30 protein-coding genes are annotated in these 25,876 nt (G+C 54.1%); 17 read left to right on the top strand and 13 right to left on the bottom strand.

Annotation, left to right across the window (positions count from 1 at the left end; all coding sequences use genetic code 11):
* Nucleotides 1-135 precede the first annotated feature (135 nt).
* Nucleotides 136-465, top strand: coding sequence for a YnfA family protein (locus KW828_RS00595; RefSeq protein WP_218334522.1), 330 nt, complete (start codon nt 136-138; stop codon nt 463-465).
* Here KW828_RS00595 and KW828_RS00590 read toward each other — a convergent pair.
* On the bottom strand, nt 462-1,019 hold the full coding sequence (locus tag KW828_RS00590) for a nucleotidyltransferase family protein (protein ID WP_218334521.1): 558 nt from the start codon (nt 1,017-1,019) through the stop codon (nt 462-464). The genes KW828_RS00595 and KW828_RS00590 overlap by 4 nt on opposite strands.
* A gap of 155 nt (nt 1,020-1,174) precedes the next feature.
* On the opposite strand from KW828_RS00590, the gene rspA reads away from it, so the two are divergent.
* The 4 genes from rspA to KW828_RS00570 all read left to right on the top strand — a co-directional run bounded on the left by rspA (nt 1,175) and on the right by KW828_RS00570 (nt 6,482).
* The gene (rspA, locus tag KW828_RS00585; RefSeq protein WP_218334520.1) at nt 1,175-2,389 is read left to right on the top strand and encodes a starvation-sensing protein RspA; all 1,215 of its coding nucleotides are present in this window, start codon (nt 1,175-1,177) and stop codon (nt 2,387-2,389) included.
* A gap of 12 nt (nt 2,390-2,401) precedes the next feature.
* A complete protein-coding gene (locus KW828_RS00580; protein ID WP_218335339.1) occupies nt 2,402-3,421 on the top strand; it encodes a Zn-dependent oxidoreductase in 1,020 nt (339 codons plus the stop codon).
* Nucleotides 3,422-3,475: 54 nt separating this feature from the next.
* Entirely contained in the window at nt 3,476-4,852 is a 1,377-nt protein-coding gene (locus KW828_RS00575; RefSeq protein WP_218334519.1) for an MFS transporter, read from the top strand.
* A 172-nt stretch (nt 4,853-5,024) separates the two neighbouring features.
* Complete coding sequence (locus tag KW828_RS00570) at nt 5,025-6,482, top strand: mannitol dehydrogenase family protein (RefSeq protein WP_218334518.1); 1,458 nt, start codon at nt 5,025-5,027, stop codon at nt 6,480-6,482.
* Nucleotides 6,483-6,763: 281 nt separating this feature from the next.
* Here KW828_RS00570 and KW828_RS00565 read toward each other — a convergent pair whose 3' ends face one another.
* From KW828_RS00565 to KW828_RS00545, 5 genes are all read right to left on the bottom strand, one after another.
* Nucleotides 6,764-7,450: a GntR family transcriptional regulator gene (locus tag KW828_RS00565; RefSeq protein ID WP_218334517.1), complete on the bottom strand. Its 687-nt coding sequence runs from the start codon at nt 7,448-7,450 to the stop codon at nt 6,764-6,766.
* Nucleotides 7,451-7,522: 72 nt separating this feature from the next.
* The gene (locus tag KW828_RS00560; protein ID WP_218334516.1) at nt 7,523-7,852 is read right to left on the bottom strand and encodes a hypothetical protein; all 330 of its coding nucleotides are present in this window, start codon (nt 7,850-7,852) and stop codon (nt 7,523-7,525) included.
* Between the two features lie 190 nt (nt 7,853-8,042).
* Nucleotides 8,043-8,894, bottom strand: coding sequence for a glyoxalase III HchA (gene hchA / locus KW828_RS00555; RefSeq protein ID WP_218334515.1), 852 nt, complete (start codon nt 8,892-8,894; stop codon nt 8,043-8,045).
* 110 nt (nt 8,895-9,004) lie between these two features.
* Complete coding sequence (locus KW828_RS00550; RefSeq protein ID WP_218334514.1) at nt 9,005-9,325, bottom strand: AzlD domain-containing protein; 321 nt, start codon at nt 9,323-9,325, stop codon at nt 9,005-9,007.
* Entirely contained in the window at nt 9,325-9,993 is a 669-nt protein-coding gene (locus KW828_RS00545) for an AzlC family ABC transporter permease (protein ID WP_256349931.1), read from the bottom strand. The genes KW828_RS00550 and KW828_RS00545 overlap by 1 nt, the downstream gene beginning before the upstream one ends.
* A gap of 99 nt (nt 9,994-10,092) precedes the next feature.
* Here KW828_RS00545 and KW828_RS00540 point away from each other — a divergent pair, with 99 nt between their 5' ends.
* Nucleotides 10,093-10,641: a helix-turn-helix domain-containing protein gene (locus tag KW828_RS00540; RefSeq protein ID WP_218334513.1), complete on the top strand. Its 549-nt coding sequence runs from the start codon at nt 10,093-10,095 to the stop codon at nt 10,639-10,641.
* Nucleotides 10,642-10,659: 18 nt separating this feature from the next.
* Here KW828_RS00540 and KW828_RS00535 read toward each other — a convergent pair whose 3' ends face one another.
* Entirely contained in the window at nt 10,660-11,163 is a 504-nt protein-coding gene (locus KW828_RS00535; RefSeq protein ID WP_256349930.1) for a thioredoxin fold domain-containing protein, read from the bottom strand.
* Nucleotides 11,164-11,409: 246 nt separating this feature from the next.
* Between KW828_RS00535 and KW828_RS00530 the strand changes: the two genes are divergently transcribed.
* The 3 genes from KW828_RS00530 to KW828_RS00520 all read left to right on the top strand — a co-directional run bounded on the left by KW828_RS00530 (nt 11,410) and on the right by KW828_RS00520 (nt 13,243).
* Nucleotides 11,410-11,856 carry a hypothetical protein gene (locus tag KW828_RS00530; RefSeq protein ID WP_218334511.1) on the top strand — a complete coding sequence of 149 codons (447 nt, stop codon included), beginning with the start codon at nt 11,410-11,412 and terminating at the stop codon, nt 11,854-11,856.
* A 521-nt stretch (nt 11,857-12,377) separates the two neighbouring features.
* The gene (locus KW828_RS00525; protein ID WP_256349929.1) at nt 12,378-12,899 is read left to right on the top strand and encodes a hypothetical protein; all 522 of its coding nucleotides are present in this window, start codon (nt 12,378-12,380) and stop codon (nt 12,897-12,899) included.
* Entirely contained in the window at nt 12,896-13,243 is a 348-nt protein-coding gene (locus KW828_RS00520; protein ID WP_218334510.1) for an outer membrane protein assembly factor BamE, read from the top strand. Before KW828_RS00525 ends, KW828_RS00520 begins: the two co-directional genes overlap by 4 nt.
* Before the next feature lie 239 nt (nt 13,244-13,482).
* On the opposite strand, the gene KW828_RS00515 is transcribed toward KW828_RS00520, so the two are convergent.
* Nucleotides 13,483-13,968 carry a MarR family transcriptional regulator gene (locus KW828_RS00515; protein WP_218334509.1) on the bottom strand — a complete coding sequence of 162 codons (486 nt, stop codon included), beginning with the start codon at nt 13,966-13,968 and terminating at the stop codon, nt 13,483-13,485.
* A 116-nt stretch (nt 13,969-14,084) separates the two neighbouring features.
* Between KW828_RS00515 and KW828_RS00510 the strand changes: the two genes are divergently transcribed.
* The 3 genes from KW828_RS00510 to KW828_RS00500 all read left to right on the top strand — a co-directional run bounded on the left by KW828_RS00510 (nt 14,085) and on the right by KW828_RS00500 (nt 17,430).
* Nucleotides 14,085-15,233 (top strand): MFS transporter, encoded by a 1,149-nt coding sequence (locus tag KW828_RS00510; RefSeq protein ID WP_371316066.1) that lies wholly within the window; start codon nt 14,085-14,087, stop codon nt 15,231-15,233.
* A gap of 64 nt (nt 15,234-15,297) precedes the next feature.
* Complete coding sequence (locus tag KW828_RS00505; protein ID WP_256349928.1) at nt 15,298-15,981, top strand: hypothetical protein; 684 nt, start codon at nt 15,298-15,300, stop codon at nt 15,979-15,981.
* Between the two features lie 138 nt (nt 15,982-16,119).
* Nucleotides 16,120-17,430: a PAS domain-containing methyl-accepting chemotaxis protein gene (locus tag KW828_RS00500; RefSeq protein WP_218334508.1), complete on the top strand. Its 1,311-nt coding sequence runs from the start codon at nt 16,120-16,122 to the stop codon at nt 17,428-17,430.
* 65 nt (nt 17,431-17,495) lie between these two features.
* Here KW828_RS00500 and KW828_RS00495 read toward each other — a convergent pair whose 3' ends face one another.
* The gene (locus tag KW828_RS00495; RefSeq protein ID WP_218334507.1) at nt 17,496-18,572 is read right to left on the bottom strand and encodes a mechanosensitive ion channel family protein; all 1,077 of its coding nucleotides are present in this window, start codon (nt 18,570-18,572) and stop codon (nt 17,496-17,498) included.
* A 261-nt stretch (nt 18,573-18,833) separates the two neighbouring features.
* Here KW828_RS00495 and KW828_RS00490 point away from each other — a divergent pair, with 261 nt between their 5' ends.
* The gene (locus tag KW828_RS00490) at nt 18,834-19,907 is read left to right on the top strand and encodes an FAD-binding oxidoreductase (RefSeq protein ID WP_256349927.1); all 1,074 of its coding nucleotides are present in this window, start codon (nt 18,834-18,836) and stop codon (nt 19,905-19,907) included.
* A 74-nt stretch (nt 19,908-19,981) separates the two neighbouring features.
* Here the strand turns inward: KW828_RS00490 and KW828_RS00485 are convergent, their stop codons facing one another.
* Nucleotides 19,982-20,362 (bottom strand): helix-turn-helix domain-containing protein, encoded by a 381-nt coding sequence (locus KW828_RS00485; protein ID WP_218334506.1) that lies wholly within the window; start codon nt 20,360-20,362, stop codon nt 19,982-19,984.
* A gap of 99 nt (nt 20,363-20,461) precedes the next feature.
* Here KW828_RS00485 and KW828_RS00480 point away from each other — a divergent pair, with 99 nt between their 5' ends.
* Nucleotides 20,462-21,193 (top strand): SDR family NAD(P)-dependent oxidoreductase, encoded by a 732-nt coding sequence (locus KW828_RS00480; protein WP_218334505.1) that lies wholly within the window; start codon nt 20,462-20,464, stop codon nt 21,191-21,193.
* A 69-nt stretch (nt 21,194-21,262) separates the two neighbouring features.
* Here KW828_RS00480 and KW828_RS00475 read toward each other — a convergent pair whose 3' ends face one another.
* Nucleotides 21,263-22,033, bottom strand: a complete 771-nt coding sequence (locus KW828_RS00475) for an SDR family oxidoreductase (RefSeq protein ID WP_218334504.1) — start codon at nt 22,031-22,033, stop codon at nt 21,263-21,265.
* A 94-nt stretch (nt 22,034-22,127) separates the two neighbouring features.
* Here KW828_RS00475 and KW828_RS00470 point away from each other — a divergent pair, with 94 nt between their 5' ends.
* A complete protein-coding gene (locus KW828_RS00470; protein ID WP_218335333.1) occupies nt 22,128-23,069 on the top strand; it encodes an AraC family transcriptional regulator in 942 nt (313 codons plus the stop codon).
* Nucleotides 23,070-23,088: 19 nt separating this feature from the next.
* Here the strand turns inward: KW828_RS00470 and KW828_RS00465 are convergent, their stop codons facing one another.
* Complete coding sequence (locus KW828_RS00465; protein WP_218334503.1) at nt 23,089-23,571, bottom strand: glutathione peroxidase; 483 nt, start codon at nt 23,569-23,571, stop codon at nt 23,089-23,091.
* Nucleotides 23,572-24,052: 481 nt separating this feature from the next.
* Here KW828_RS00465 and KW828_RS00460 point away from each other — a divergent pair, with 481 nt between their 5' ends.
* Together KW828_RS00460 and KW828_RS00455 are read left to right on the top strand one after the other, a co-directional pair.
* On the top strand, nt 24,053-24,379 hold the full coding sequence (locus KW828_RS00460; protein WP_218334502.1) for a multidrug efflux SMR transporter: 327 nt from the start codon (nt 24,053-24,055) through the stop codon (nt 24,377-24,379).
* Nucleotides 24,376-24,702, top strand: coding sequence for a multidrug efflux SMR transporter (locus KW828_RS00455; RefSeq protein WP_218334501.1), 327 nt, complete (start codon nt 24,376-24,378; stop codon nt 24,700-24,702). Before KW828_RS00460 ends, KW828_RS00455 begins: the two co-directional genes overlap by 4 nt.
* Before the next feature lie 66 nt (nt 24,703-24,768).
* Here the strand turns inward: KW828_RS00455 and KW828_RS00450 are convergent, their stop codons facing one another.
* Nucleotides 24,769-25,659: a LysR family transcriptional regulator gene (locus KW828_RS00450; protein ID WP_218334500.1), complete on the bottom strand. Its 891-nt coding sequence runs from the start codon at nt 25,657-25,659 to the stop codon at nt 24,769-24,771.
* Between the last annotated feature and the right edge of the window lie 217 nt (nt 25,660-25,876).

The raw sequence follows: 25,876 nt of genomic DNA, 5'->3' as shown, positions 1-25,876 counted from the left end.
CTACACCATCGCCTGCCGGTGACATACCGGCGCGACGGGTTATGCCGCAGGAGAAGTGACGGACCTGGCCTTTCGCCTGCGTCACCCGGTATGATGCCGTCATCTTCTTAAACCAATCGACACTGACAACCCCGTATGCTTAAGACCTCACTGCTTTTTTTTATCACTGCGCTTTGTGAAATTATTGGCTGTTTTCTGCCCTGGTTATGGCTGAAACGCGGCGGTAGCGCACTGTTGTTGCTGCCAGCGGCGGTGTCACTGTGCCTGTTTGTCTGGCTACTGACGCTGCATCCGGCGGCCAGCGGACGGGTGTATGCAGCTTATGGCGGCGTTTATGTATTCACCGCACTGATCTGGCTGCGGGTGGTGGATGGCGTAAAGCTCAGTGTCTATGACTGGCTGGGGGCGGCGGTCGCGTTGTGCGGGATGTTAATTATCGTCGCCGGCTGGGGCCGCGCCGGTTAATCCTCGTACAGAACAAGCTTCGGATAACGCGCCAGCCAGCGCTTACGCATCACCCGCTCATCAAAGATGGCGCGTTTTTCGTGCTGAAAACGCGGCGTGGGACGCAGCCGTAAGGCGAAAAGATCCTCCAGGCCAAAAGGCGCAATAATCTCGATCTGCTCCGGCCCGCGTAACCGGACCGCTACTGCAGTGGCGGTTTCCGGCCAGAAGCGCAGGGCGTCTTCCACGCTGTGATAAGCCCGGTCATGATTACGCCCGTGCATCCGCGCCTGGTTTTTTACCGACCAGTCAAGGCCAGGGCTTATTTCCCGCAATCGCTGTTCCATATGACGATCGACGGCGTCATCGATTTGACGGGCATCGAACCACACCACATCCACATCGCCGCCTGGCGGCTGCGGGGGTAAGTAGTGCAGGTGATCCCACACCGCATCGCGTACCAGCCCGGCACCTACCCAGCACGCCTCGACACCTGATGCCGCGACGGCCTTCAGGGCTTCCATTCGACATTCATCCCGCAAAAGCAGGTCACGCAGTTCATCGGCATATCGCATCGCGGCGTCTTTTCTTCAGGTGAGCAGGGCCTTTTATTTTACCGGCAGACGCGTTGTTTTGTGAGCCAGCACGTAAATTTAGATCTTCATACATGTATGGTAGTAGTGCTGTTGGTTAGATTTCATTCATTACATCAAAAGACGCAGGAACCACGATGAAGATTGTTAGTGCTGAAGTATTTGTCACCTGTCCAGGGCGAAATTTTGTCACGCTGAAAATCACGACGGATGACGGGATCACCGGGCTGGGAGATGCGACGCTCAACGGGCGTGAACTCTCTGTCGCCTCATACCTGAAAGATCATGTCTGCCCGCAACTGGTAGGGCGCGACGCGCACCGTATCGAAGATATTTGGCAGTTCTTTTACAAAGGCGCGTACTGGCGTCGTGGCCCGGTCACCATGTCGGCGATCTCTGCTGTGGATACGGCGCTATGGGACATCAAAGCGAAAGCGGCGAATATGCCACTTTACCAGCTGCTGGGCGGCGCATCCCGTGAGGGCGTGATGGTGTACTGCCATACCACCGGGCATTCCGTTGATGATGTGCTGGAAGATTACGCCCGTCACAAAGAGATGGGCTTTAAGGCGATCCGCGTGCAGTGCGGCGTGCCGGGCATGAAGACCACCTATGGCATGTCAAAGGGCAAAGGGCTGGCTTACGAACCGGCGACCAAAGGCCAGTGGCCGGAAGAACAGCTCTGGTCCACGGAAAAATACCTCGATTTCACGCCGTCGCTGTTTGCCGCCGTGCGCGATAAATTTGGTTTCAACGAGCATCTGCTGCACGACATGCATCACCGCCTGACGCCCATCGAAGCGGCACGTTTTGGCAAGAGCATCGAAGAGTACCGTCTGTTCTGGATGGAAGATCCCACCCCGGCAGAAAACCAGGAATGCTTCCGTCTGATACGCCAGCACACCGTCACCCCAATTGCCGTCGGTGAGGTGTTTAACAGCATCTGGGACTGCAAACAGCTGATTGAAGAGCAGCTGATCGACTACATCCGCACCACGATTACCCATGCGGGCGGTATTACCGGTATGCGCCGCATTGCCGATTTTGCCTCGCTGTATCAGGTGCGCACTGGCTCTCACGGGCCGTCGGATCTGTCGCCCATTTGCCACGCTGCCGCGCTGCATTTCGATTTATGGGTGCCGAACTTTGGCGTGCAGGAATATATGGGGTATTCGGAACAAATGCTGGAAGTGTTCCCGCATAACTGGACGTTTGATAACGGCTATATGCATCCGGGTGATAAGCCGGGCCTCGGTATCGAATTCGATGAAAAGCTGGCGGCGAAATATCCCTACGATCCCGCGTATTTACCCGTCGCGCGGCTGGAAGATGGCACGCTGTGGAACTGGTGATCAGGAGAGATGATGAAAAGTATTGTTATTGAAACACCCAACCAACTGCTGATTGATGAACGCCCGTTACCAGCACCCGCGGCCGGCGACGTTCGCGTCAAAATCAAACTGGCCGGGATTTGCGGCTCCGACAGCCATATTTACCGCGGTCACAATCCCTTTGCGAAATACCCGCGGGTGATTGGCCATGAATTCTTCGGCGTCATTGACGCGGTGGGCGAGGGCGTGGACGCCGCGCGACTCGGCGAGCGCGTGGCGGTGGATCCGGTGATCAGTTGTGGACACTGCTACCCGTGCTCGGTGGGCAAGCCTAACGTCTGTACTTCGCTTGTGGTGTTGGGCGTACACCGTGACGGTGGTTTTAGTGAATATGCCGTGGTGCCTGCGAAAAACGCCTGGACCATCCCGGACGCCATCCCCGATAAACAGGCGGTGATGGTTGAACCGTTCACCATTGCGGCGAACGTCACCGGGCAGATCAATCCCGGCGAGAACGACATCGCGCTGATTTACGGCGCAGGCCCGATGGGGCTGACCACCGTGCAGGCGCTGAAGGGCGTTTACGGGGTTAAACAGGTGATTGTCACCGATCGCATCGAAGAACGGCTGGCAATGGCGAAACGCAGCGGCGCGGATTGGGTGATCAACAACGGCAAGGCATCGTTGCAGGAGACGCTGGAGGCGCAGGGGATCAAGCCGACCATTATTATCGATGCGGCCTGTCACCCGGCGATTTTGCCGGAAGCCATCGGCCTCGCGTCACCCGCCGCGCGCATCGTGATCATGGGCTTTTCCAGTGAACCCTCGCACATCGTGCAGCAGGGTATTACCGGCAAAGAACTGTCGATATTTTCATCGCGCCTGAATGCGCACAAATTCCCGATGGTGATCGACTGGATGCGCAGGGGGCTTATCGATCCTGACAAGCTCGTTACCCATACGTTTGATTACCAACAGGTTACCGACGCCATCGAACTGTTTGAAAAAGACCAGCGGCAATGCTGCAAAGTCTTACTGACGTTCCCACAATAACAACAATCAATGCGAGTGAGTGGTACGCATCTTACTTTTTCAGAGATAGCCATTATGACCCAAGTAAATAATGAAAGAACGACGTCCGACCTGGTGAAAGCCGCCGTTTCTGGCTGGCTGGGTACCGCGCTCGAATTTATGGATTTCCAGCTCTACTCGCTTGGCGCGGCGCTGGTATTCCATGAAATATTCTTCCCCGAACAGTCAGCGGCGATGGCGCTGATCCTCGCGATGGGAACCTATGGCGCAGGCTATGTGGCGCGTATTGTCGGGGCCTTTTTCTTCGGCAAAATGGGCGACCGTATCGGGCGTAAAAAAGTGCTGTTTATCACCATCACCATGATGGGGATCTGCACCACGCTTATCGGTGTGCTGCCGACCTACGCGCAAATTGGCATCTTTGCGCCGGTGCTGCTGGTAACCCTGCGTATTGTTCAGGGACTGGGGGCCGGGGCGGAGATCTCCGGCGCGGGCACCATGCTGGCGGAGTACGCGCCGAAGGGCAAACGCGGGATCATCTCCTCGCTGGTGGCGATGGGCACCAACTGCGGTACGCTCAGCGCCACCGCGATTTGGGCCTTTATGTTCTTTGTGCTCGATCGTGAAGAGCTGGTTGCCTGGGGCTGGCGTATTCCGTTCCTCGCCAGCGTCGTGGTAATGATTTTCGCCATCTGGCTGCGCCTGAACCTGAAAGAAAGCCCGGTGTTCGAGCAGGTCAACGACGACGATGCCATACCCGCGAAGGTACAGGCATCTGAAACCACGCTGGGCGCAATGTTCCGCAGTAAAACCTTTTGGCTGGCGACCGGTCTGCGTTTTGGTCAGGCGGGTAACTCCGGGCTGATCCAGACGTTCCTTGCCGGGTATCTGGTGCAGACGCTGCTGTTCAACAAAAGCATTCCCACCGATGCGCTGATGATAAGTTCGATCCTCGGCTTTATCACCATCCCGCTGCTGGGCTGGCTGTCGGATAAAATTGGCCGCCGGGTGCCGTACATCCTGCTCAACATCTCCGCGATTGTGCTGGCCTACCCGATGATTTCGATTATCGTCGACACCAGCTATACGCCCGGAGTGATCATGGCGTCGATTATCGTTATTCATAATTTCGCCGTGCTCGGCCTGTTCGCCCTGGAAAATATCACCATGGCCGAAATGTTCGGCTCGCGGAACCGCTTTACCCGTATGGCGATCTCCAAAGAAGCGGGCGGTCTGGTCGCAGTGGGCTTTGGCCCGGTGCTGGCGGGGATCTTCTGCAACATGACCGGCTCCTGGTGGCCGATTGTCGCGATGATGATCGTCTACTCAATCATTGGTCTGGTATCTGCCATTCTGATGCCGGAAGTTCGTGACCGTGACCTGAGTATTCGTGAGGATGCCGCAGAAAAAACGGCGCAGCAGCAGGTAACAGGCGCGCGTCATCCGGTCTGAATAAACCTCGTATAACCATTCAGGCGCTGAATCATTAAAGCGCCTTTTTTGATACATTTAGTTACCATTCTAGTTGGTGTAGTCAGCAAACCCTGTCTCAGGTCAACATACCGCGACCCGGCATCCGTCATCTTATGGACCGGTGTTTCATTTAATAAGACGAGTCTCATCCATGGAAAACAGACTGTTAAACGCGAAAGCCACCTTACCGGCTTACGATCGTAACGCGCTGGTGCCGCGCATTGTGCACCTGGGTTTTGGCGCTTTTCATCGCGCGCATCAGGCGGTTTATACCGACATTCTGGCCGCAGAGCATAACAGCGACTGGGGCTACTGCGAGGTCAACCTGATTGGCGGCGAGCAGCAGATCGCCGATCTGAACGCGCAGGATCATCTTTATACCGTGGCCGAAATGTCTGCGGATGCCTGGACCGCCCGCGTCGTCGGCGTGGTAAAACGTGCGCTGCATGCGCAGGTGGAAGGTCTGGAAACCGTGCTGGCGGCGATGTGTGAGCCGCAGGTGGCGATCGTCTCCCTGACCATCACCGAGAAAGGCTATTGCCACTCACCGGCAACTGGCCAGTTGATGCTCGATCACCCGTTGATCCTGGCAGACCTGCAAAACCCGCAGCAGCCGAAATCCGCGCCGGGCGTCATTGTCGAAGCGCTGGCGCGCCGCCGGGCCGCCGGGCTAAATGCTTTCACTGTCATGTCCTGCGACAACATGCCGGAAAACGGGCATGTGATGCGCAATGTGATCACCGCCTATGCCCGCGCGGTTGATGCCGATCTCGCCGACTGGATCGCCGCAAACGTCACTTTCCCGTCCACCATGGTGGACCGCATTGTGCCCGCCGTGACCGCTGAAACGCTGGATAAAATCGAGCAGCTCACCGGCGTGCGCGATCCGGCGGGTGTGGCCTGCGAGCCGTTCCGTCAGTGGGTGGTGGAAGATAACTTTGTGGCCGGACGTCCGGCGTGGGAAAAAGCCGGTGCCGAGCTGGTGGTGGATGTGCTGCCCTTCGAAGAGATGAAGCTGCGCATGCTGAACGGTAGCCACTCTTTCCTGGCCTATCTGGGGTATCTGGCGGGCTATCAGCACATTAACGAGTGCATGGAAGACGACAACTATCGCCGCGCGGCGCACGCGCTGATGTTGCAAGAGCAAGCCCCGACGCTGAGCGTGCAGGGCGTGGATCTGGCGCATTATGCCGATATGCTGATCGCCCGTTACAGCAATCCTGCGCTGCGTCACCGTACCTGGCAGATCGCCATGGACGGCAGCCAGAAACTGCCGCAGCGCATGCTGGACTCGGTGCGCTGGCATCTGGTTCATCACAGCGATTTCCGTTTGCTGGCGCTGGGCGTGGCGGGCTGGATGCGTTATGTCGGCGGCACGGACGAGCAGGGGCAGCCGATTGAGGTGTGCGATCCGTTGCTGACGGTGATCCAGCAGGCAGTGAACAGCAGTGCAGAAGGGGAAGCGCGGGTAAAAGCACTGCTGGGCATTGAGGCGATTTTCGGTAACGAACTGCCGCATGAAAGCGCGTTTGTCAGCGAGGTGAACCGCGCGTATCAGTTATTGCAACGCCAGGGGGCAAAAGCCACGGTGGCGCAGTACGTTTCATAACGTAAAAAGCCGGGTGGCGGCTACGCCTTACCCGGCCTACTTATTATGATTTTATCGCTAACATGCCGGGTGGCGCCTATGCCTTACCCGGCCTACATATTACGATTTTATCGCTAACATGCCGGGTGGCGGCTGCGCCTTACCCGGCCTACTTATTATGATTTTATCGCTAACATGCCGGGTGGCGGCTGTGCCTTACCCGGCCTACTTATTATGATTTTATCGCTAACATGCCTTTGTAGGCCCGGCAAGCGCAGCGCCGCCGGGCACCACGTAACGCTTTACTCCTCCGTAAACCAGTCGCGGTTTTCCTGACGTATCAGCTGCACGGTTTCACCGATCTCCTGCAAATGGCGGGTCATCGCCTGATCCACGCCTTCAACATCCTTTTTCTCCAGCGCGGCAAAAATATCCTGATGCTGACTGAGGAGTTTTTCCGGTGGCGACACGTGATCAAGGCTCATATAACGCACGCGGTCCATGGTGGCTTTGATGTTTTCGATGGTGTCCCAGGCCAGTTGGCAATCGGCGATCTGCGCCAGTTTCTGGTGAAATTCGTCGTCAAGCTGGAAGAAATCGTTGAGCTGCTTGCGATCAATGGCAATGCGCTGCTGATGCAAGTTCTGCTCAAGCTGATAGCTTTGGCTGTCGTTGATTAATGTGGCCGCCCGGCGAGCGACAGCGCACTCAATGGCCTGGCGCACAAAACAGCCATTGCGTACCTGCTGCATGGAAATTTTATTAACGTAGCTGCCGCGCTGCGGGCGGATCTGGATCAGCCCATTTTCCGCCAGCTTAATAAAAGCTTCGCGTACAGGCTGGCGGGAAACGTCGAAACGCACCGAGACGTCTTTTTCAGACAGCGGCGTGCCGGGAGCGATCAGACAATGCACAATATCCCGGCGCAGAATACGGTAGATTTGCTGGTTTACAGGCTGTGTTGGATTTAATTGCGTTTCAGCGGCCATTCGATGTGAGTTCTCAGATGGGTAACCTGGCTACCATACCATTTTTTTTGCAGGCAGCCCACCTGAGGGCGCTTATATTGGGCCGTGGCTCTTCAGTACACCCTTCTCATCAAATATAAACAGGATGGTGTTTCCCATGCCGTTCTGACAGACCACGCCATCCGCATTTGTCTTATCAGTGATGCCCTGACACGCCATATTGCTGACATAAGGTCTGATCTGGCATTTCAGGGTCTTACCGTCTTCAATCAGAAGACGCGTATTTTTAATTTCGCTGGGTTTGGGGGCCGGGCAGGTATCAGCATTACCCCAGTCAATACCATGGTGTTTCTGAAAAGCAGACGCGCAGCCCTGGAGCAATAATGCTCCGGTAATCACTGCCAGCAGGCATGTTTTCTTCATTATCAGTCCCTGTTACGTTTTGTAAAATTCGATTATAAGCCGGTAAAGGCTTTGTAAACATTTTTACCAGGCACTGTATTAAGTGTTTGAGAAGAATCTGATGCCAATATTAGTAGGGGACCCCGGACCACACGCCGGGGCTTTTAAAGGTTATTACCACTATTAAAACGCGAGGTACGTTCGGGGCAAATTAATGGGTATAGCGGGTGAGCAATTCTTTCGCCGCCAGCTGGCCGAGAGCATTCGCCGCAAAAGGACTGTCGCCCGTCAGCAGATTACGATCCTGATGCACACTGCCATCAATATCATCATTGATGATATTCATCCCCATCGCTTTTAATGCCTCGCCAAAATACCAGGTCAGGTGACCGGGCATATAGCCCATATCCGGCGTCTGTTTATCAGTGGCATCCGGGAAGGCGCAGATTGAATAACCCTTGAGCGGGTTCTCACCGTTGCGCAGCGCCAGGAACGCCGCCGGACCATGACAGAGCGAGATCACCACGTGATCGTGATGAATCGCCCAGCGCAGGGTATCCGCCACGGCGTCGCTCTCAGGCAGGCCAATCAGCGCGCCGTGGCCGCCGGGAATAAACACCGCCGCATAGTCACTGTCGCCGCTCAGATCCTTAACCACGTCAGCGAGTTTTTTCGGCGACTTGAATAGTGACTGATACTGTTTGAAGAAAGGCATGATCCGTGGATCCTGGCGTGGCATCGCCCAGTATTCAAATTTTGCCATCTGGCCGGAAACCGTCGCCACCTCGAATTCAAAACCGGCAGCGTGTAAATGATAGAGCGGCACCAGCGTTTCAACGGGATGATTCCCCGTTGAGAATAACGCCCCGGTATCTGTCTTCAGATAACGCTCATCGGCAGCTATGACCAGGATCTTTTTTCCGCCTTTATAGGGATGAGGATAATCAGCATCACTCAAATCAGAAACAGGGCTGGTAAATTCGCCCAGAGAATATTCTGAAGGGAAAAAGGCGTTATCTTCAGCATGATCACTCTGTGGCTGTTTACTTTTTTCGCTGCTCATAACTCTTCCTCATTGATTCATTGTGAATGATTTCAACATGAATTATATGCCACGCTTTTAGCCGCCAGACGCAGGCGCGGCAGAATCAGAGGAATCACTATCCCGCGCCGTCAGGCAAGGCCGATATAGCGCAGACCCGCCGTCATGACTGCCGCGCCAATAATAGTGAGCACCAGTGGCGCTTTTCGCCAGCAAAGAAACAGCGCAAACAGCACGCCGGCTACCCGTGCCACGCCAGCAAATTCCTGCGCTTCATAAAGGGTACTGATGGCGGCCACGGCCAGTAACAGCAGGATCGCGGCATCGGATAATAACGTTTGTGTGCGTTCGGAAAGCGCCAGTCGGGTGCCCAGCCGGTATCCTGCAAAACGGATCAGATAGGTTCCCAGCGCCAGCACCGCGATGCCGACAGCGATCATTGTCGATGACATTATTTATCCCCCCGCCAGGCCAGCATGCCCGCCATAGCACAGAGAACCGGCATCCCCGCAGGCAGAAAAGGCACCGTGATCAGGCTCACCGCCGCGCCGACCGACGCCGGGATCGCCACGCGTCGTTTCAGCAAGGCCGGGAATATCAGCGCAATTAAAATCGCCGGGAACACGGCGTCGAGCCCCATGGCCTGGGTATCCGGGATAAAACGCCCCAGCCAGGCCCCGGCAAGGACGCTCACCGGCCAGCAGAAGGCGATGCCCAGTCCACAGGCCCAGTACGCCGCACGGCGCTGCACGAGGTTTTCCTGCGAAATGCCCACCACCACGCTTTCATCATTCATGATATGGCAGCCCAGCCAGCTCAAACGCTTGCGCCCGGCCAGATCTTTTACCGCGATGCCAAAAGGAAAATGCCGCAGGTTGACCAGCAGACCAGCGGCGGCAGCGGTTAACGGGCTGCCGCCGCCCGCCACAATGCCAATAAACATAAACTCAGAGGCACCGGCCAGCACCAGCAATGATAACGACAGCGGGACCCACAGCGGAAAGCCTTCCGAAATGGCAAGCGACCCGTAGGAGAGGCCCACCAGACTGTCAGCCAGGCAAATTAACACAATGCTTTTTATCGCATCAGGCGGTAACGCAGCAGGTTTATTGCTCATCATCTCTTCTCATAAAGTACGGTTGTTCATTATAATGAACGCATCAAAAGCGTTTTTCAAGTCGAACGATCGTTCGATATAAAATACGATACAGGCGAAATAATGAATCAACCAATAGATCTGATCGCGAAAGGTTTGACACGAGAGCGCCAGCGCGCCGGGCTGTCGCTGGCGGAAGTGGCGCGTCGGGCCGGAATTGCGAAATCCACCCTGTCGCAGCTGGAGTCGGGTAGCGGTAATCCCAGTCTCGAAACCTTATGGGCATTGTGTGTAGCGCTGAATATCCCGTTTGCCCGGCTAATGGAGCCTGAAATCAATAAGATGCAGGTCATACGTTGTGGGGAAGGCCCGACGGTGACCGCGGAGCTGGCTGACTATAAGGCGATTTTACTGGCGACCTGTCCACCCGGCGCGCGGCGGGACATCTATCTGCTGATCACCCAGCCGGGCTCGGAAAGGCTGTCCATGCCGCACCCGGCGGGATCCGTTGAGCATATTATTGTGACGCAGGGTCGTGCGCGGGTCGGGCTGACGGCGTCGCCTGTGGAGCTGGGCGCGGGGGATTACATTTCCTACCCGGCGGATGAGGAGCACGTATTCTGCGCGCTGGAGCCGGACACCATGGCGCTCCTGGTGTCGGAACAGAACTGAATAACGTAGCAGGGATGCTTATTGCAGTTCAGAAAGGATCTGCGCTGGTGGGACGCTGCCGATAAAGGGATGAACAGATTTATCGATGACGACCATTACTGGCGTTACCGTTACGCCGAGCCGAACGGCCAGAGCGGATTGTTTAACGATCCTATTTGTACAGGCTTCCGACGCGTCGTTATCCGGCAGAAATCCCGCCATCGCGTTTTGCAAACTTTTCTTGCGATCTGCTGCGCACCAGACTCTGCCCATATCTTCGATAACGCTGTCACGTATTGACGATGGCGCAACGGTAATAAACGACATTGTCAGACCCGCATCGTTATATTTTTTAACATTCTTAACAACCTGAGTACAATATATACACTGGTTATCAATGAAAACGAGAAGCTTGTATTTTTCAGCAGCCGCGGTCCATGTTACAGGTTCAAGTTCAGGTAACGAATGGACGATATCCTCATAAAAGCGAAGCGCTTCTGCATCCGGGGCGTTATTTGTTGCGGCAAAAATATTAGAACTCATTAATAACAGACTTCCCGCTACAACCTTTTTAAGGCATTCCATCGCGCATCTCTCTATAAAATTTTACTTAAATGTTGTTCTGCTCACGTCAGGATCGCAGACTGTAGGTATATTCTGAAGAAGAAATTTTTAAGGGGTGACGTTAAGCTGGCGTCCGTATAAAGTAGGCGTGTCAGGTAACAGAGTCAATATAATCGTAGGTCTATTTTAATTGCCGTTGTGTGACACAAACGGACAGGACAAACCATGAGAATTTACTGGACCAGAAAAAGCATTCCTGAACTGACTGACCTCTCTGCCGCCCGGAGAAGTAAGAACTTTAAAGCAGCATTGCGTGCAATGACCACCCATAGTGAATTCTGGACTGGCGCGGCAATGGCGCTTATCTGGATGGTATTTGCCAATAAAGTGAATCACCTGTTTTTCTCCGGCCAGGTGGGTTTTTTTCATGATTTTCTCAGCACAGTGTGTATTTTATATCCCGCATTTTTGATCTGGAACCAGTTTACTGTTTATGGGATGCGGAAACATTATCGGCACATACTTGAACAGGGTAAAAATGAAAGTTTCGAAAGCGACGCGGAGAAGAGGATATGCGCAGCCGATGCAGCGGAATACCAACAATGGAAGATGATACGCCGCGTCATCATTATTCTGCTGGTGGTGAGTGGCCTGCTGTTGATGAGCTGGTAAATATAAAATAATTGCCTCAACCACCGCTCAGGCCGGTTTTGTTGGCACATTATTTCAGTGTTTCCACCCACGCCACATAAAAATCCAGATACGCCCGTACCAGGGCGGAAGGGTGCTTATGGCGCGCGTAAATCAGATGTAACAATGCAGTAATCCCGGTGAATGGTCTGAGGAAAAGAACGGCTCGTATTTCACTTTCTCCGATCCCGCGTCCCATTCAAAAAGACCATGGTTGAGGCTTTCACAGGCCATCGCCGGCATGCAGGCCATCTCCGCCAACATTTTCATTTTGACCTAAAGAACACATGAATTCTGCCGATGTTATTTTCTGGACAAGAAGGGTGACGATGGAGGAAGGATGCGTTTATTTTGCTCAGGACAGCCCGCCCGGCATGCAGCCGTTCGTAGGCGGCATCCCTCTAAAGAGTTCAGTCATTGCTTCATGTTGAGAAGGTGATTGCATTACATTTTCACCCGCAAAGTAACAATTAGAATGCAAATGCTGCAAGGGATTAACAATAATGAATCAGTTGATTAGTAAGAATGGTGCACGAAAAGCGGCTGCTTTAGCGGTAAGTTTATTATTAGCTGGCTGTAGCACTTTTTTCAAAAAACCACCCGTGTACGTACCTCCTGCAAATACATCAGATATTGCGAAAATTCGATTGATGGGTGCGCCTATGAGTTACGCCTTGTATCAAACAGGCAGTGACGGTCAGGAAACTGGAGGGTGGGTTCAGGAGCACAGTGGTTTCGTAAATATTATGTCAGGGAATACCAGGGATTTGGGTTTCCCTAAGTTAAAAAATAAAGATTACAGTGACACCTTTTTCGAAACAACGATATTGGCTGATCGCCTGACAAGGATTCATCATTCATTGTATGGTGGTTGCTCGGTTAATATTAAAATTTCGCCGAAGAAAAATGCATTGTATGAGATTCATTATAGCTATGCAGACAAGAGCGGCTACTGCGTTATTTACGCCAAAGAAATCAAATACGACGCAGATATGGGTGTTTATTATGAGGCAGATGCTAAATGAAACTAAAACACGTGTTTCTGCTGGCCTTAAGTACTGTCGCACTGAGCGGTTGTGCTGCGAATGTGGACAAAACGCAAGCCACAAATTTAAATAATTATTCAGAGACGGTTATCCGGCAAAGCATCGTGGTGGGGAAATCCACTAAAAAAGATGTGTTGTTATTACTCGGTGCCCCTACAACGCCGAAAGAGTTTAAAACTGCCCATCACTGGACTTACGTCTCAAAGGTGGTCGATCGGCGAATTTATTTGGTTATCCCGCTCATTCAGGACAGAAATCAACTTTTGTTGCTGGAATTCAATGATGCTGGTGTAGTGACTAACATGAATTATACCGAGCAGTAATCTCCTCGACCAAAATCGCCCCGTGCGCCATACGGCTCCAGCGGGGTGTTTTAATGTTATCCGCAAGAAACGTCCATAACTCCTCCAGTAGCCAGCGCAGCGTTTTCCTGTTGTGAGCAAACGTACTGACAAAGTAACACCTGCTCCAGCGCGGTATAGTATTCATCAAGCGTACAGGAATCAGGGGGAAACACCCTGCCACGCATGCTGGATCCACCATGCCCCGCTGGGCGAAAGCGTTACGTTTCATCACAAAGTAACAGACTCAGCAACTGCCGCAGTTGCTGCTGCTGAGTGTCATTCAGCGTACTGAGAAACTGGTTTTGCGTCTCGGTATGTATTTTCAGCGCCCGCTCGATTTTTTCACGTCCGGCTTCGGTCAGGGCGACCAGCATACTGCGCTTATCGTCAGGATCACTCACGCGCGCAATAAGCCCGGCGTCTTCCAGATGATGGAGACGATTCGTCATGGCACCTGAGGTGACCAGCAATGATTTATACAGCTGGGTGGGGGACAGGCGATAAGGTTCACCCGCCCGGCGCAGGGTCGCCAGCACATCAAACTCGCCGTCACGGAAACCAAAGGATGCCAGCGCCGCGGCACGCGCTTTCGCCAGGTTTTTCATGATGCGCAGCATTCGCCCGAACACCAACATCGATGACGCATCCAGCTCCGGCATCGCGCTGGCCCACTGATCCACGATGAAATCGACATGATCTGCCACTCTTGAACTCCTTCAGGCGGGCTTGCTGCCACCTTTGTTATTTTGTGCACAAGGCCTGTTGCCGCTCCGTAATTTATCTTAACGTTAAGATAAGTTGGCTTATCAGGAGCAGGAAAGTGGATCGTATCTTATCAACGGCAGGAATGTTTATCGTGCTGGTTTTTATCATCGCACTCAATCTTCGCCCGGTGATGGCGGCAATGGGGCCGCTGTTCCCGCTATTGCAACATGATGTTCACTTCAGCGCCACACAGCTTAGTCTGCTGACCACCTTGCCAGTGATGATGATGGGGCTGGCGGCGCTTGCCGGGCCGCGTTTGCAACAGAAAATGGGCGAAGTACGGGGGATCACCGCTGGTCTGATCGTGCTGGTGCTGGCAAGCGCCGCACGCGGTTTACATCAATCTGCCGCCACCTTGATTATCAGCGCGCTGCTGGCAGGCGTGGGGATTGGCGTTATTCAGGCGCTGATGCCGCCGCTGATCAAGCGGCAGTTTGGCGCTCAGGCGGGCACGCTGATGGCGCTATTTTCTACCGGCATTATGGCGGGCGCGGCAATGGCGGCGGCCAGCGCCGCACCGCTGGCGATGCGTCAGGGGCTGGCGTTGACGCTGGCGATACCGGCGCTCCCCGCCGCCATCGCGCTGGTGCTGTGGCTGACCCACGTGCGCCGGACCGCGCCGCTGAATCTCACTCATCGTCCCCGCGTGCCGCTCACGGGCCGCGCCTGGTTGCTGATGATCTTCTTTGGCGTCGGCACGGGGGCGTATACGCTGGTGCTGGCGTGGCTGCCGCCGTTTTACATGCAGCACGGCTGGCAGGCCGGAGAGAGTGGCTACGTGCTGGGCGCGTTGACGCTGACCGAAGTGGCCGCAGGATTTATCCTTTCCACCCTGATCCACCGCTTTCGCGATCGCCGTCGTCCCTTGCTGGTGGTGCTGGCATTGATCCTGCTGGGGCTGGTGAGCCTGATGTTGCTGGGCGGTGCGCAGGCGTGGCTGCCAACGCTGTTGCTGGGACTGGGGATTGGTGCGCTGTTTCCGCTGTCGCTGATCGTCACGCTTGATCATGCCACCGCGCCGGAAGAGGCGGGCGCGCTGTTGTCCTTTGTGCAGGGCGGCGGTTATATGCTGGCGGCGTTAATGCCGCTGGTGGCCGGAATAGTCCGTGACCGCGCCGCCTCGCTGGACAGCGCCTGGGCCATCATGAGCGTCGGCATTGTGGTATTGATGTTTATGGCGCTGCGCTTCAGGCCGCAGGCGTGAAACGTGGCTGACGTTTGCCGGGGCGTGAAGGCGTCACGGCGAGTTCGTCAGCCCGGCCAGCGTCATGGCACTGGCACGGCGGGCGTTGTTGTATTACGGTTACAATATCAAAATGTTAGCCGCGACAGCGGAAGCCAGGAGTACGCCAATGCGCGTTTTATTCGCCCTTTTATTGTCATCTTTACTTGCCGGATGCATCACCTCATCACCGCAAAAAGCGCTGTATAAAGCGGAATACCCGCGCCGCCAGGATATTCGTCAGCAGAATGTTTATCAGTTTAAAACGACGCCGATTAAGGCCAGCGGGGAGCGTTACTGGGGGGCGGGTGAGTTAACGCAACTCTTCAGGGTCAATGATAAAGACGCTTCCACCGTTCAGCTTCGCTTCAACTATCCGGCAAAATCCCTGGAAGCCGTGTCGCTGGATGCCGGTAACAGACCGCTCAGCAAAGAAACCTTTATCTTACTCGATGAGTCCGCACCACAACCTTCCAGCCCTGAAACCAACTATTTTTATCTGACAAAAGAGGGCCAGTTGGTGCATAAAAGGCGCAACTGCACCCCTGATATGAGTGTGGGATGCCAGTGGTGGAACCACCGGCTTTTTATCACCCGCAACGGAGACATGGCGGTGCATTATGAACAAGGCAGCGCTGTGCTGCTGTTTCTGGTTTTCCCCGGTTACGGCTCACATGACTACCTGGAAATATTTTCGAAGGTTTCGCCGGTAGCCGACATCAAATCATAGTCAGAAAATAATGCCCCTTCCGGCCTGATGCGGCTGAGGGGGCATCACTCATCATTTGCAACTATCGCAGCAATACATAACGCTGGCCGCCGGATTGCCGATAACCAGAATGAATCCTTACTTTATCCGGTACATCTGATGCGTATAACTGCACTTAAACGTTTTTTCTCCCTGAACCGTCTGCGTTCAGCCGCGTCTTATCACGCACTTTGTCAGAATAAACCTGTCATTGAATTCAGTCCGGAAGGAGTGATCCAGAAAGCCAGCCCGCTATTTCTCTCTGCGATGGGATACCGGGCTGAGGACATCATTGGTCAACACCATCGACTATTCTGCCCGCCGTCATTCATCAGCTCGCCGGAGTACAGCCAGTTCTGGCAGCGCCTTGCCAGCGGCGAAAGCTTCAGCGGCAAATATCTGCGTCTGGCAAAGGGCAATCGACCGGTATGGCTGGAAGCCAGCTATATCCCCATTACGGACCGGCGCGGCAAGGTGACGCGCGTTATTAAGATTGCGGCGGATATTTCTGCGCGTATCCAGGTGGCCCTTGAGCAGGAATCCATCGTCACTGCCATCAGCCGCTCCATGGCGATTATCTCGTTTAGCCCCGAGGGTATCGTGCTGGAAGCCAATGAGAATTTCCTCGCCGCCACCGGTTATAAACGGGAGGAGGTTATCGGTAAACATCACCGGCTGTTCTGTTCACCGACGCTGTATAAAAGCGATGAATACCGTCAGTTCTGGGAGCGGTTGAATCAGGGCGAGTTTTTTTCCGGTCAGTTTCCCCGCCTAAACCGTCAGGGAGAGCCGCTGTGGCTGCGCGCAACCTATAACCCGGTTTTTAACCATGACGGACAGCTTTATAAAATTGTGAAGTTCGCCACCGACGTCACGGCAGATGTCCTGCGTAACCAGCGAGAGCAGGAAGCGGCGGTTCATGCATGGGATATGGCGGTGCAGACCCGCGGCAGTGCGCAGGCCGGGGCCAGCGTTATCGATAACAGCATCCGCATGATTGACACCATTGCCCAGGGATTGGGGGCGGTTTCTGCCGATGTCTCCCGGCTTAACAATCAGTCCGACAGCATTGACGGCATAGTGGAAACCATCCGCAGCTTTGCCATGCAGACACGGCTGATTGCCCTCAATGCCGCAATTGAAGCGGCGAGGGCGGGTGCCTCTGGACGCAGTTTTGCGGTGGTTGCCGCCGAAGTCCGCACGCTTGCGGCCAGCGTCAGCAGCGCTACGGAAGAAATTGAGCGGGTAGTGGCCAGCAATAATCAGCTGGCTAAAGAGGTACTCAGTGGTATCGAAAACAACCTGACGAATACCCGCGAAGGGGTGACGCTGATGCGGGAAGCGGGTGAGGTGATCGCCAGCATTCAGATGAACGCCGCCGGGGTTGAGACGGCGGTTAAAGATGTCGCTCTGTCAGTCAAAGCCGGATAACGCCGGACAATTCGCCGATGGTGCCCGCCTCAGAACCTGCTGATGTCCTGAGGCCGGGCAACGCCTTACTCGCTGTCGGCGGCAACGGAAGGGGGCAGGGTCGCCCGCACCTGCGGAAGACTCTGCGGATAATTCTGCTGAATAAACTCAATCATTTTTTCCCGCACGTAACAGCGTAAATCAAAAGCCGTCGGTGAGTTCTGTGCCGTCATCAATAGCCTGATGGTCATGGTTTTTTCGGTGGTATCGGTCACCTGCAACACCTGCGTTTCCTGATCCCAAAGCCGGGTTTCACTGAGCACTTTTTCAAAGTGTTCGCGCAGCGGCTGCAACGGCATGGAATAATCCACATAAAGAAACACCGAACCTAAAATTTGCGCGTTATTACGCGTCCAGTTCTGGAAGGGATTTTCGGTAAAATAGGTAATGGGCAATACCAGGCGGCGCAGATCCCACAGACGCACTACCACATACGTCAGATTTATCTCCTCGATCCAGCCCCACTCTTTTTCCACCACCACCGCGTCATCGATTTTTATCGGTTGCGTAAAGGCAATCTGGATACCGGCAAATAAATTAACCAGCGACTTTTGTAGCGCAAAACCGATTATTATCCCGGCTACCCCGGCACCCGCCAGAATAGTGGTGCCGAACTGCCGCACGCCAGGAAAACTCAGTAAAATCAGGGATAAACAAAACGTCACCAGTAAGACGATAGCGACTTTCTTGACATACATGATCTGCGTGCGAATTTTACGGGCGCGAAGATTATTCGAAATATTAATGTCATAGCGAATAAAAAGCATATCCTGAGCAACATTAATTAATCGAATCAGGACGGAGCAAAACGACAAAATAATAAAGATATTCGTTGTCGTTCTGATAAAGCTCAGGGACTCCGGCTGGATATTGGCATAATTGACCCCTACGCGGATTAACAGCAGGGGAATGAAAAGAAACATCGATCCGCGAAGGTGTTTCTCCAGTGACTTAAAGAGCTTTCGGTCGCGACTCTGCCAGTAACGAATAAACTGCAAAAGTATAAATCTTGCCAGGAATCCCACCGCGAGCGAAACAGTGACGAGCAATACCGCAGGCACCCATGCCGGAGCGCCAGATAACTCACCAACTAAAAAAGGCATGCTTTCCCCTTATTTTCTGCCAACAACCCTGAGCTGTCAGAACGGTTAAAAAATCGGTCACGCTTGATCTGCCGCGACTGTGCGCAGTGGCTGACAGACGCGCACTATTATATGAAAGATAGGGGAAACTGGCCTTGTCAGGGCATAAAAATATCCGCTGATGCTGGAAAGCGCGGCCTGTGCGATCAACGCTTAACCCATTGTGGCTAAGGATCCTGGCAGCTTGCCTGAAACAGATTACTTTTGCATCATGGCAAGAATATGTTTGCCACACCGGAGAAGGTCACCGTGACCCGTAGCAAAAGAAAGATCGTCGTCGTGGGAGCCGGAATTACCGGCGCCTCAATCGCATGGCATCTTGCCAGCCATGAATTTGACGTCACCCTTGTTGAGCAAAAGATGCCCGCTTCAGGTGCGACGGGGAGCGCGTTTGGCTGGCTGACGGGCGCGGTGAGCGATGAGGCGGCGGATGCGCTTCTGCGGCGCGCCGCACTGACGGACTGGCACAGGCTGGAAGAAAAAATACCGGAACTGCGGATTAACTGGAGTGGCTCGTTAAAATACGGCGCAGTTTCCGAAACCTGCGTGGAGGGGGAAAGCCTACTCCAGCAGGCAGACATCGCCAGTCTGGAGCCTGCGCTGGTCAACCCTCCCTCACACGCCCGTTATGCAGCAAAAGACGGGGCCATCGAGGCGACCGACGCGACACGTTTACTCGTGGAAAAAGCCTGCGAGAAAGGGGCTGTGCTGCAAACCCAAACAACCGTTACGGGGCTTTGCATGACCGAGGGTAGGGTGACAGGTGTGTTGACGTCACAGGGTGAGCTGGATGCTGATTGCGTGGTGCTGGCCTGTGGAACAGGTATTTCCGCCCTGACTGCCCAGACTGGCACCCCTGTTCCGGTGTTGTCATCGCCCGCCATCTTACTGCGCTTTACCGCACCCCGGTGCGTGGTCAAAACGATTATCTCAGGTGATGATATTGAGGTTCGGCATGCCCGTAACGGGGATTTAGTCGCCGCAGAAGATTACCCTGCAAGCGGCAACGTAACAGAAACGGCTCTGGCTGCGCAGACGGCGGTAAGAAGCAGAATTAGAGGCGCTGAATCATCCTCGCTTATCCACAACGCCACAGGCGAACGTCCTGTTCCGCAGGATGGGTATCCGGTACTTGGTTTTACTGATGAAAGCAAAAGCCTCTATGTCGCTTCCATGCATCCTGCGGTGACCTGCGCAGCGACAATTGGCCGGCTGGTTTGTGAGGAACTCAGCGACGCAGAGCACGATGAGATCCCGCAAAATTATCGGCCATCGCGCTTCACCACCACGCCTTAATGCGTAATTAACCACTGACACATCACGGATAGCGGTGATGTTGATTCATATCCGGTAAATAACTGATGCCCGCTTCAGCAAACCTCTTCTGTATGCCGGGCATCATATTCCTGCTGCGCCCGCGCCACTTCCGGCCCATGCCTGAGCGCCCAGTCGTACAGCGCGCTGAACGGTTCCTGTAGCGTCCTGGCCAGCGGGGTCAGGCTGTACTCGACACTGACGGGCGACGTCGGCAGCACATTGCGATTCACCAGCCCATTGCGCTCCAGCCGCTTTAGCGCGTCCGCCAACGCTTTGTGGGTTATGCCATCCAGCCGACGGCGGAGTTCATTAAAGCGTGCAGGCTCGCTGCACAGCACGGTGAGAATTAAAATCGACCATTTATTGGTGATGTTCTCCAGCACCGGTCGGGTTTTTCCTACTTCTTTCAGGTTGTTGCCGTCAATCTGACACATGGCGATATACTCCGTGATACCTGGTATAAACAAAGTGCGTAATTGTTATTAAGTATAAAAATTATATCATCTGTTTTCCACCCCTGAAGGAGTTAGCAGATGCAACAATTAGAGAATAAAGTGGCCCTGATCCTGGGCGGCGCAAAAGGCATTGGTCTTGCTATCAGCCAGCGCTTTGCCCGTGAAGGCGCAACCACCTGGTTCACCTCGCGCCGCAGTGAGGAGTTAGACATCGCCCTTACTGGCATAGAAGGCGACGCCAGACCGCTGCGTGCAGATGTCAGTCAGCTAAGCGAACTGACACGGATCGCTGACCTGATTAACGCGGAGTCCGGCCGCATTGATGTGCTGATCATCAACGCCGGTATGGCCGAGTACGCGACCATTGATGACGTCACCCCGGCGCAGTTTGACACTATTTTCGGGCTGAATGTGCGCTCGCCGTTATTTGCGCTTCAGGCCGCACTTCCTCTGCTGAAAGAGGGGGCGAGTGTAGTGCTGATCGGCTCGATCGCCGATGTCATTGGCACCAAAGGGTATGGCGTCTACGGCGCCAGTAAAGCGGCATTACGATCGTTTGCCCGCACCTGGACCAATGAGCTTGCCGCCCGCGGTATTCGCATTAATGTTGTCGCCCCAGGGCCTGTTGATACGGAAATGATGCAGGCTGCCTCCGAAGAGCTGCGCAATGGAATCATCAGCGCCATTCCGTTAGCCAGGATGGCCAGGCCCGACGAAGTGGCCAGTGCGGCATTATTCCTGGCGAGTGAAGAAAGCAGCTATATCGCTGGCGCAGAAATCTGTGTGGATGGTGGGCTGACGCAGGTTTGATAGAGGTTGTGTGGCGGAGAAAAGAGAGAGGAAAACCCTCTCTCTTTTTTCAGGTGTCATACGGCGCAATCAGTCACAAAACGGGGAACGCTGCTGCGCGGCGGTGAGAAACTGCATCGCATCTTCACCTGCGGCGGTGTAGAGCGGGGCGTTTTGCTGCTCAGCAACCGCCAGAATAGCGTTCGCCACATCCTCCGCATGCGTCACTGGCGACCCGGCATCGCCGGCTTTCTGGATAAACTCATTCAGCATAGTGCCATAGGCAGGATCGTCACGGCCGCCGAAATACGCCCGTGCATTTTCGCCAAACTTCGTTTCGGGCGAGCGCCCCGGTAACACAACGTGAACGCGGATCCCGAAAGGCTTCACTTCCAGGGCTAATGTCTCGCTCCAGGCATTCAGCGCCGCTTTACTGGCGCGATAAAGCCCAATCAGCGGCATCGCTTTGGTGGTTACCGACGAAGATACATTGATGATCACCCCCGCTTTTTTCTCTCTCATCAACGGCAGAAACGCCTGGGTTAACGCCAGCGTGCCCAGCACATTGATGTTCATTAATTGCTGCGCGGTGGCGAGGGGCGTCAGTTCAACGGGTACCGCGGCGCCAAGACCGGCATTATTGACCAGCAGGTCAATCGCGCCCGCCTGTTTCACCACCTCGCTGATGCTCTCCTCAGACGTAATATCCAGCGGCAATAGTGTCAGCCGGTCGCTGGCAGGAAAAAGCGTGGCATCTGGCGTTCGCATGGTGGCAATCACGTGCCAGCCTTTGGCTAAAAACAGGTGTGCTGTTGCCAGCCCAAAACCTGAAGAGCATCCGGTAATCAGTGCAGTTGGCATGGTAAATCCTCGTTGTGGGTCAGAGCAGCAATCATAGCGGTCAGTGTCTGGACAATATATAATCAGAAATCCACTTTTCTTGAGAGAGCGTCCAGTGTCAGATCCGTTAACCGATATGGTTGCGTTGCTCAATCCCAGACCGACCCAGGCAAAGCTCGTTGAGGGGGCAGGGACGTGGCGCGTGGTCCGGGAGTCTGCCGGCGAGGCGTTTTACTGCGCGGTGTTGCAGGGCGAATGCCTGATGCGTATTAACGGTAACGCGCCGACACGGCTTGTCGCCGGTGATTTCGTGCTGATACCCGCCACCTATACCTTCGAGAATACCAATGCGGGCGCCGCCCCTCCCGCAGGCATTACGACGCCGACCGTGCTGGGCGAGGGACACGTGAGAATAGGCTCCCCAACAGGGGAGGCTGAATTTCTCATGAATGTGGGGCACTGTGAATTCGATACGCCGGACAAACAGCTCATCGTCGCGCTACTCCCCAATGAGATCCTGATCAAAGGGCAACGTCGTTTCGTCACCCTGTTCGACCTCCTGCTGGATGAAAGCCGTACCCGGCGACCCGGACGGGACGTGGTACTGATGCATCTTTTACAACTGTTGCTGGTGGAGGCGTTGCGCAGCGATGCCGCACTGTCGACAACGACCGGGATCCTGAAAGGGCTACAGCACGACAAGATCGCCACCGCGCTGCATCACATTCATCAAAACCCCGGCGCTGACTGGCAAATAGCCCGGCTGGCGCGCGAATGCGCGATGTCCCGATCCTCTTTTTTCGCCGTCTTCAGCGAGACGGTCGGCATGTCTCCAGGGCAGTATTTGCTGTTCTGGCGAATGTCGTTAGCCCGCAACGCGCTGCTGAGTGGCCAGGATAAAATAGAACAGATCGCTTTTCGGACAGGCTACCAGTCTGCAAGTGCGTTCAACGTTGCTTTCGCCCGCTATGCAGGTATGCCGCCGGGGGAATTTCGACGGCAGAATGCGGCTGATGAGACTGTCAGAGCAAGAAGGCGTTCGTCAGTCGCGCTGTGACGTGATCCGTCCGGCTGCGTTATATTCCCAGTGCGGCGACGATGGCGGCTTCCATTTTCTGCGGGGTGGTAACGGGGGCGAAACGCTTAAGCGGTTTGCCGTCGCGCCCAATCAGAAATTTAGTGAAGTTCCACAGGATGCGCCCGCCCAGCACGCCGGGCAGCTCGGCTTTCAGGTGGCGGAACACCGGATGCGCGGCGGCACCATTGACCTCCACTTTCTCAAACATCGGGAAGCTCACGCCGTAGTTGATGTGACAGGTCTGCGCGATGTCGTCGGCCCCGCCTGGCTCCTGTTTACCGAACTGGTTGCAGGGGAAACCCAGCACCACCAGCCCCTGTGCGCCGTACTTTTTGTAGAGCGTTTCAAGCCCAGCATACTGCGGCGTGAAACCACATTTACTGGCCGTATTCACCACCAGCACCAGCTTACCCGCATAGTCGGCCATCGGGATGGGTTCGCCGCGCAGGCTGGTGGCAGTCAGTTGATAAAAGGTCGTCATGTCGGAAACCTCGAGGCTGGAATGGTATGGGTTCTGGGTACAGGGGGGCACTTTAACATGACTGCGTGTGGCACGAAGCGGTTGGTCACACAGGCAATGTCTGCTTTGAGCGAAAAGCGGAAGTTCACCTGGTATTTTAAGAACAGACTCATTATCTCCACTACCCGTGCATCTACGGTCTGCGCAGCCGCGTGAATCCTGCACTGTTCCGATCGTCAGGGCACTAGCTGTTATGTGAACAAACAGGATTACTCAGTATCGTTTCCGTTTTGTCACTTCTGAAATACCAATGGCCTGTATTGTCGTGAATGAGTGAGAGGCTTAATATTGCTTCTATTCCAGCACGGAACTAAATAAATTTCACTGATATAATAATTGTTATACCTGACTATTTAATTCGTGCTTCCTGGTATGGGGTTATCATTTTTTTATGTCGACACTCATATTTAAAAAAATACCAGTATCTTAAGAGGATATTATTATGAATACCAAAGGTCTCATTCTTATTATTATCGGCGCGATGTTTGAATGCGCCTGGGCATTCGGTCTTAAGCACGCGCAGGGCTCGTTTGAACTATTTCTGACAGTGTTTTGCGTGGTGGCCAGCTTCGGTATATTCATGCTCTCTTTTAAATACGTCGGCGCAAGTATTGCCTACGTGGTTTACACCGGACTTGGCACTCTGTTTGTCGTAATGATCGAAATGGCCGACACGTTATCTCATGGGGGGCACATAGAAGTCCTTCGTATCGTATTTGTCGTCACCCTGATGCTGGGCGTGATTGGTGTGAAAGGAGCAAAATCATGATTTCTTATCTCATTCTTTTCATTGCGGGCTGCTTTGAGGTCGCAGGTATCTCTACCCTCAACGGCTATGCGAATGCCGGTACCGTTCGGCGTAAGATCACGTTCCTGCTGGCTACCATTTTACTCTTTGCTGTGGCGCTCAGTTCCCTGAGTATCTCCATGCAGGAAATCCCGCTGTCCGTTGCCTATGCCATCTTTACGGGCGTGGGTACGATCGGCGCGGTGACGGTAGGCGTATTTATTAACGGCGACAAAATCCGTCTGTTTAAGGGGGCCAGTATATTTCTTATTATCTTCAGTGCCATTATGCTGAAGCTGGTTTAATTCTCTATTCTCTCTTCCAGTCGAAGCCTGAGCATGAGCCACAAAGAAAGCGAGAATGTTTTTAAATTAAGCGTATCTGTCAGTGAAATAATTCACCATAAAATTCGTAAAGGCTTTGAGCCTGGGAGGTGCATATTTGTTTGTGGGCCAGACGAGATTCATTTCATAGTTTTGTCCCACGCTATTTCCCAGGACAATGTGTAGCTCACCAGATTTTATATATTTTTCCGTGAGCAAGCCGGGCATAAAAGCAATACCTTTACCGTCGAGTGCCAGCCCAAGGCGAACATCCGTACTATTGCAGACGAGCGCCGGGATAACGTCCTGCACGACGGAAGCAGAATCCGGAAACGGCCAGGGTTCCGTGCGTCCACTGGAGGGATAGCGGTACTGGATACAGGTATGGGAAAGGAGATCTTCCACGCTCGCAGGTGTTCCGTATCGCTTGAGGTAGTCCGGCGATGCCACCAGATTCATTGCGCAGTTACCGAGTGATCGGGCCGTCAGACGAGAGTCTGACAACTGGCCGACACGTATTACTGCATCGAATCCCTCATCCACCACGTCAACCAGTCTGTCGCTCAGATCCACCTCCAGAACTACAGCCGGGTAGCGCTCCATAAATCGGCTAATAATGGGCGAAAAAAAAGAGGGCATATTAGGCATGCTAACGCGAAGCTTGCCTCTTGGCACTCCTGCGATTAACGAGAGTTCTTCTTTCGCTGACCGCAGCTCATCAAGAATGATCCGGCTACGCTCAAGAAACATCTCGCCCTCCTGCGTCAGGCTTAATCCGCGCGTGTTCCTGTTCAGTAAACGCGTTCCCAGCTCTTCTTCCGTTTTGCTGATCAGCTTGCTTACGGCTGAGGGGGAAATATTCATCTCACGCGCCGCAGCCGCGAAGCTGCCCAGGTCAGCAATCCTCACGAACGCTTCTATACCGTCAACCAGGTTCATCCTATTCTCCTGTGAAACAGAACATCAATTTTTCCATCATATCGCGGAAACACATTCCATTTAGTCACGACTGAATTAACGGAACTGACAATTGTACGATGCATTCCCCGGGTCTACCCTTGAAGTTCTTTAAATGCCGTCTCTCCGGCACTTTTTCAGTCAAAAGCGATTTTTACGCCAAAACAATACGGCGTTACCAACAGACTGACGCATTATC

Origin of the sequence: Enterobacter sp. ENT03 (assembly GCF_019218745.1) — a bacterium.
Classification (GTDB): domain Bacteria; phylum Pseudomonadota; class Gammaproteobacteria; order Enterobacterales; family Enterobacteriaceae; genus Enterobacter_D.
The sequence above is the reverse complement of the archived record's forward strand: the minus strand, read 5'-3'. Positions and strand labels throughout refer to the sequence as shown.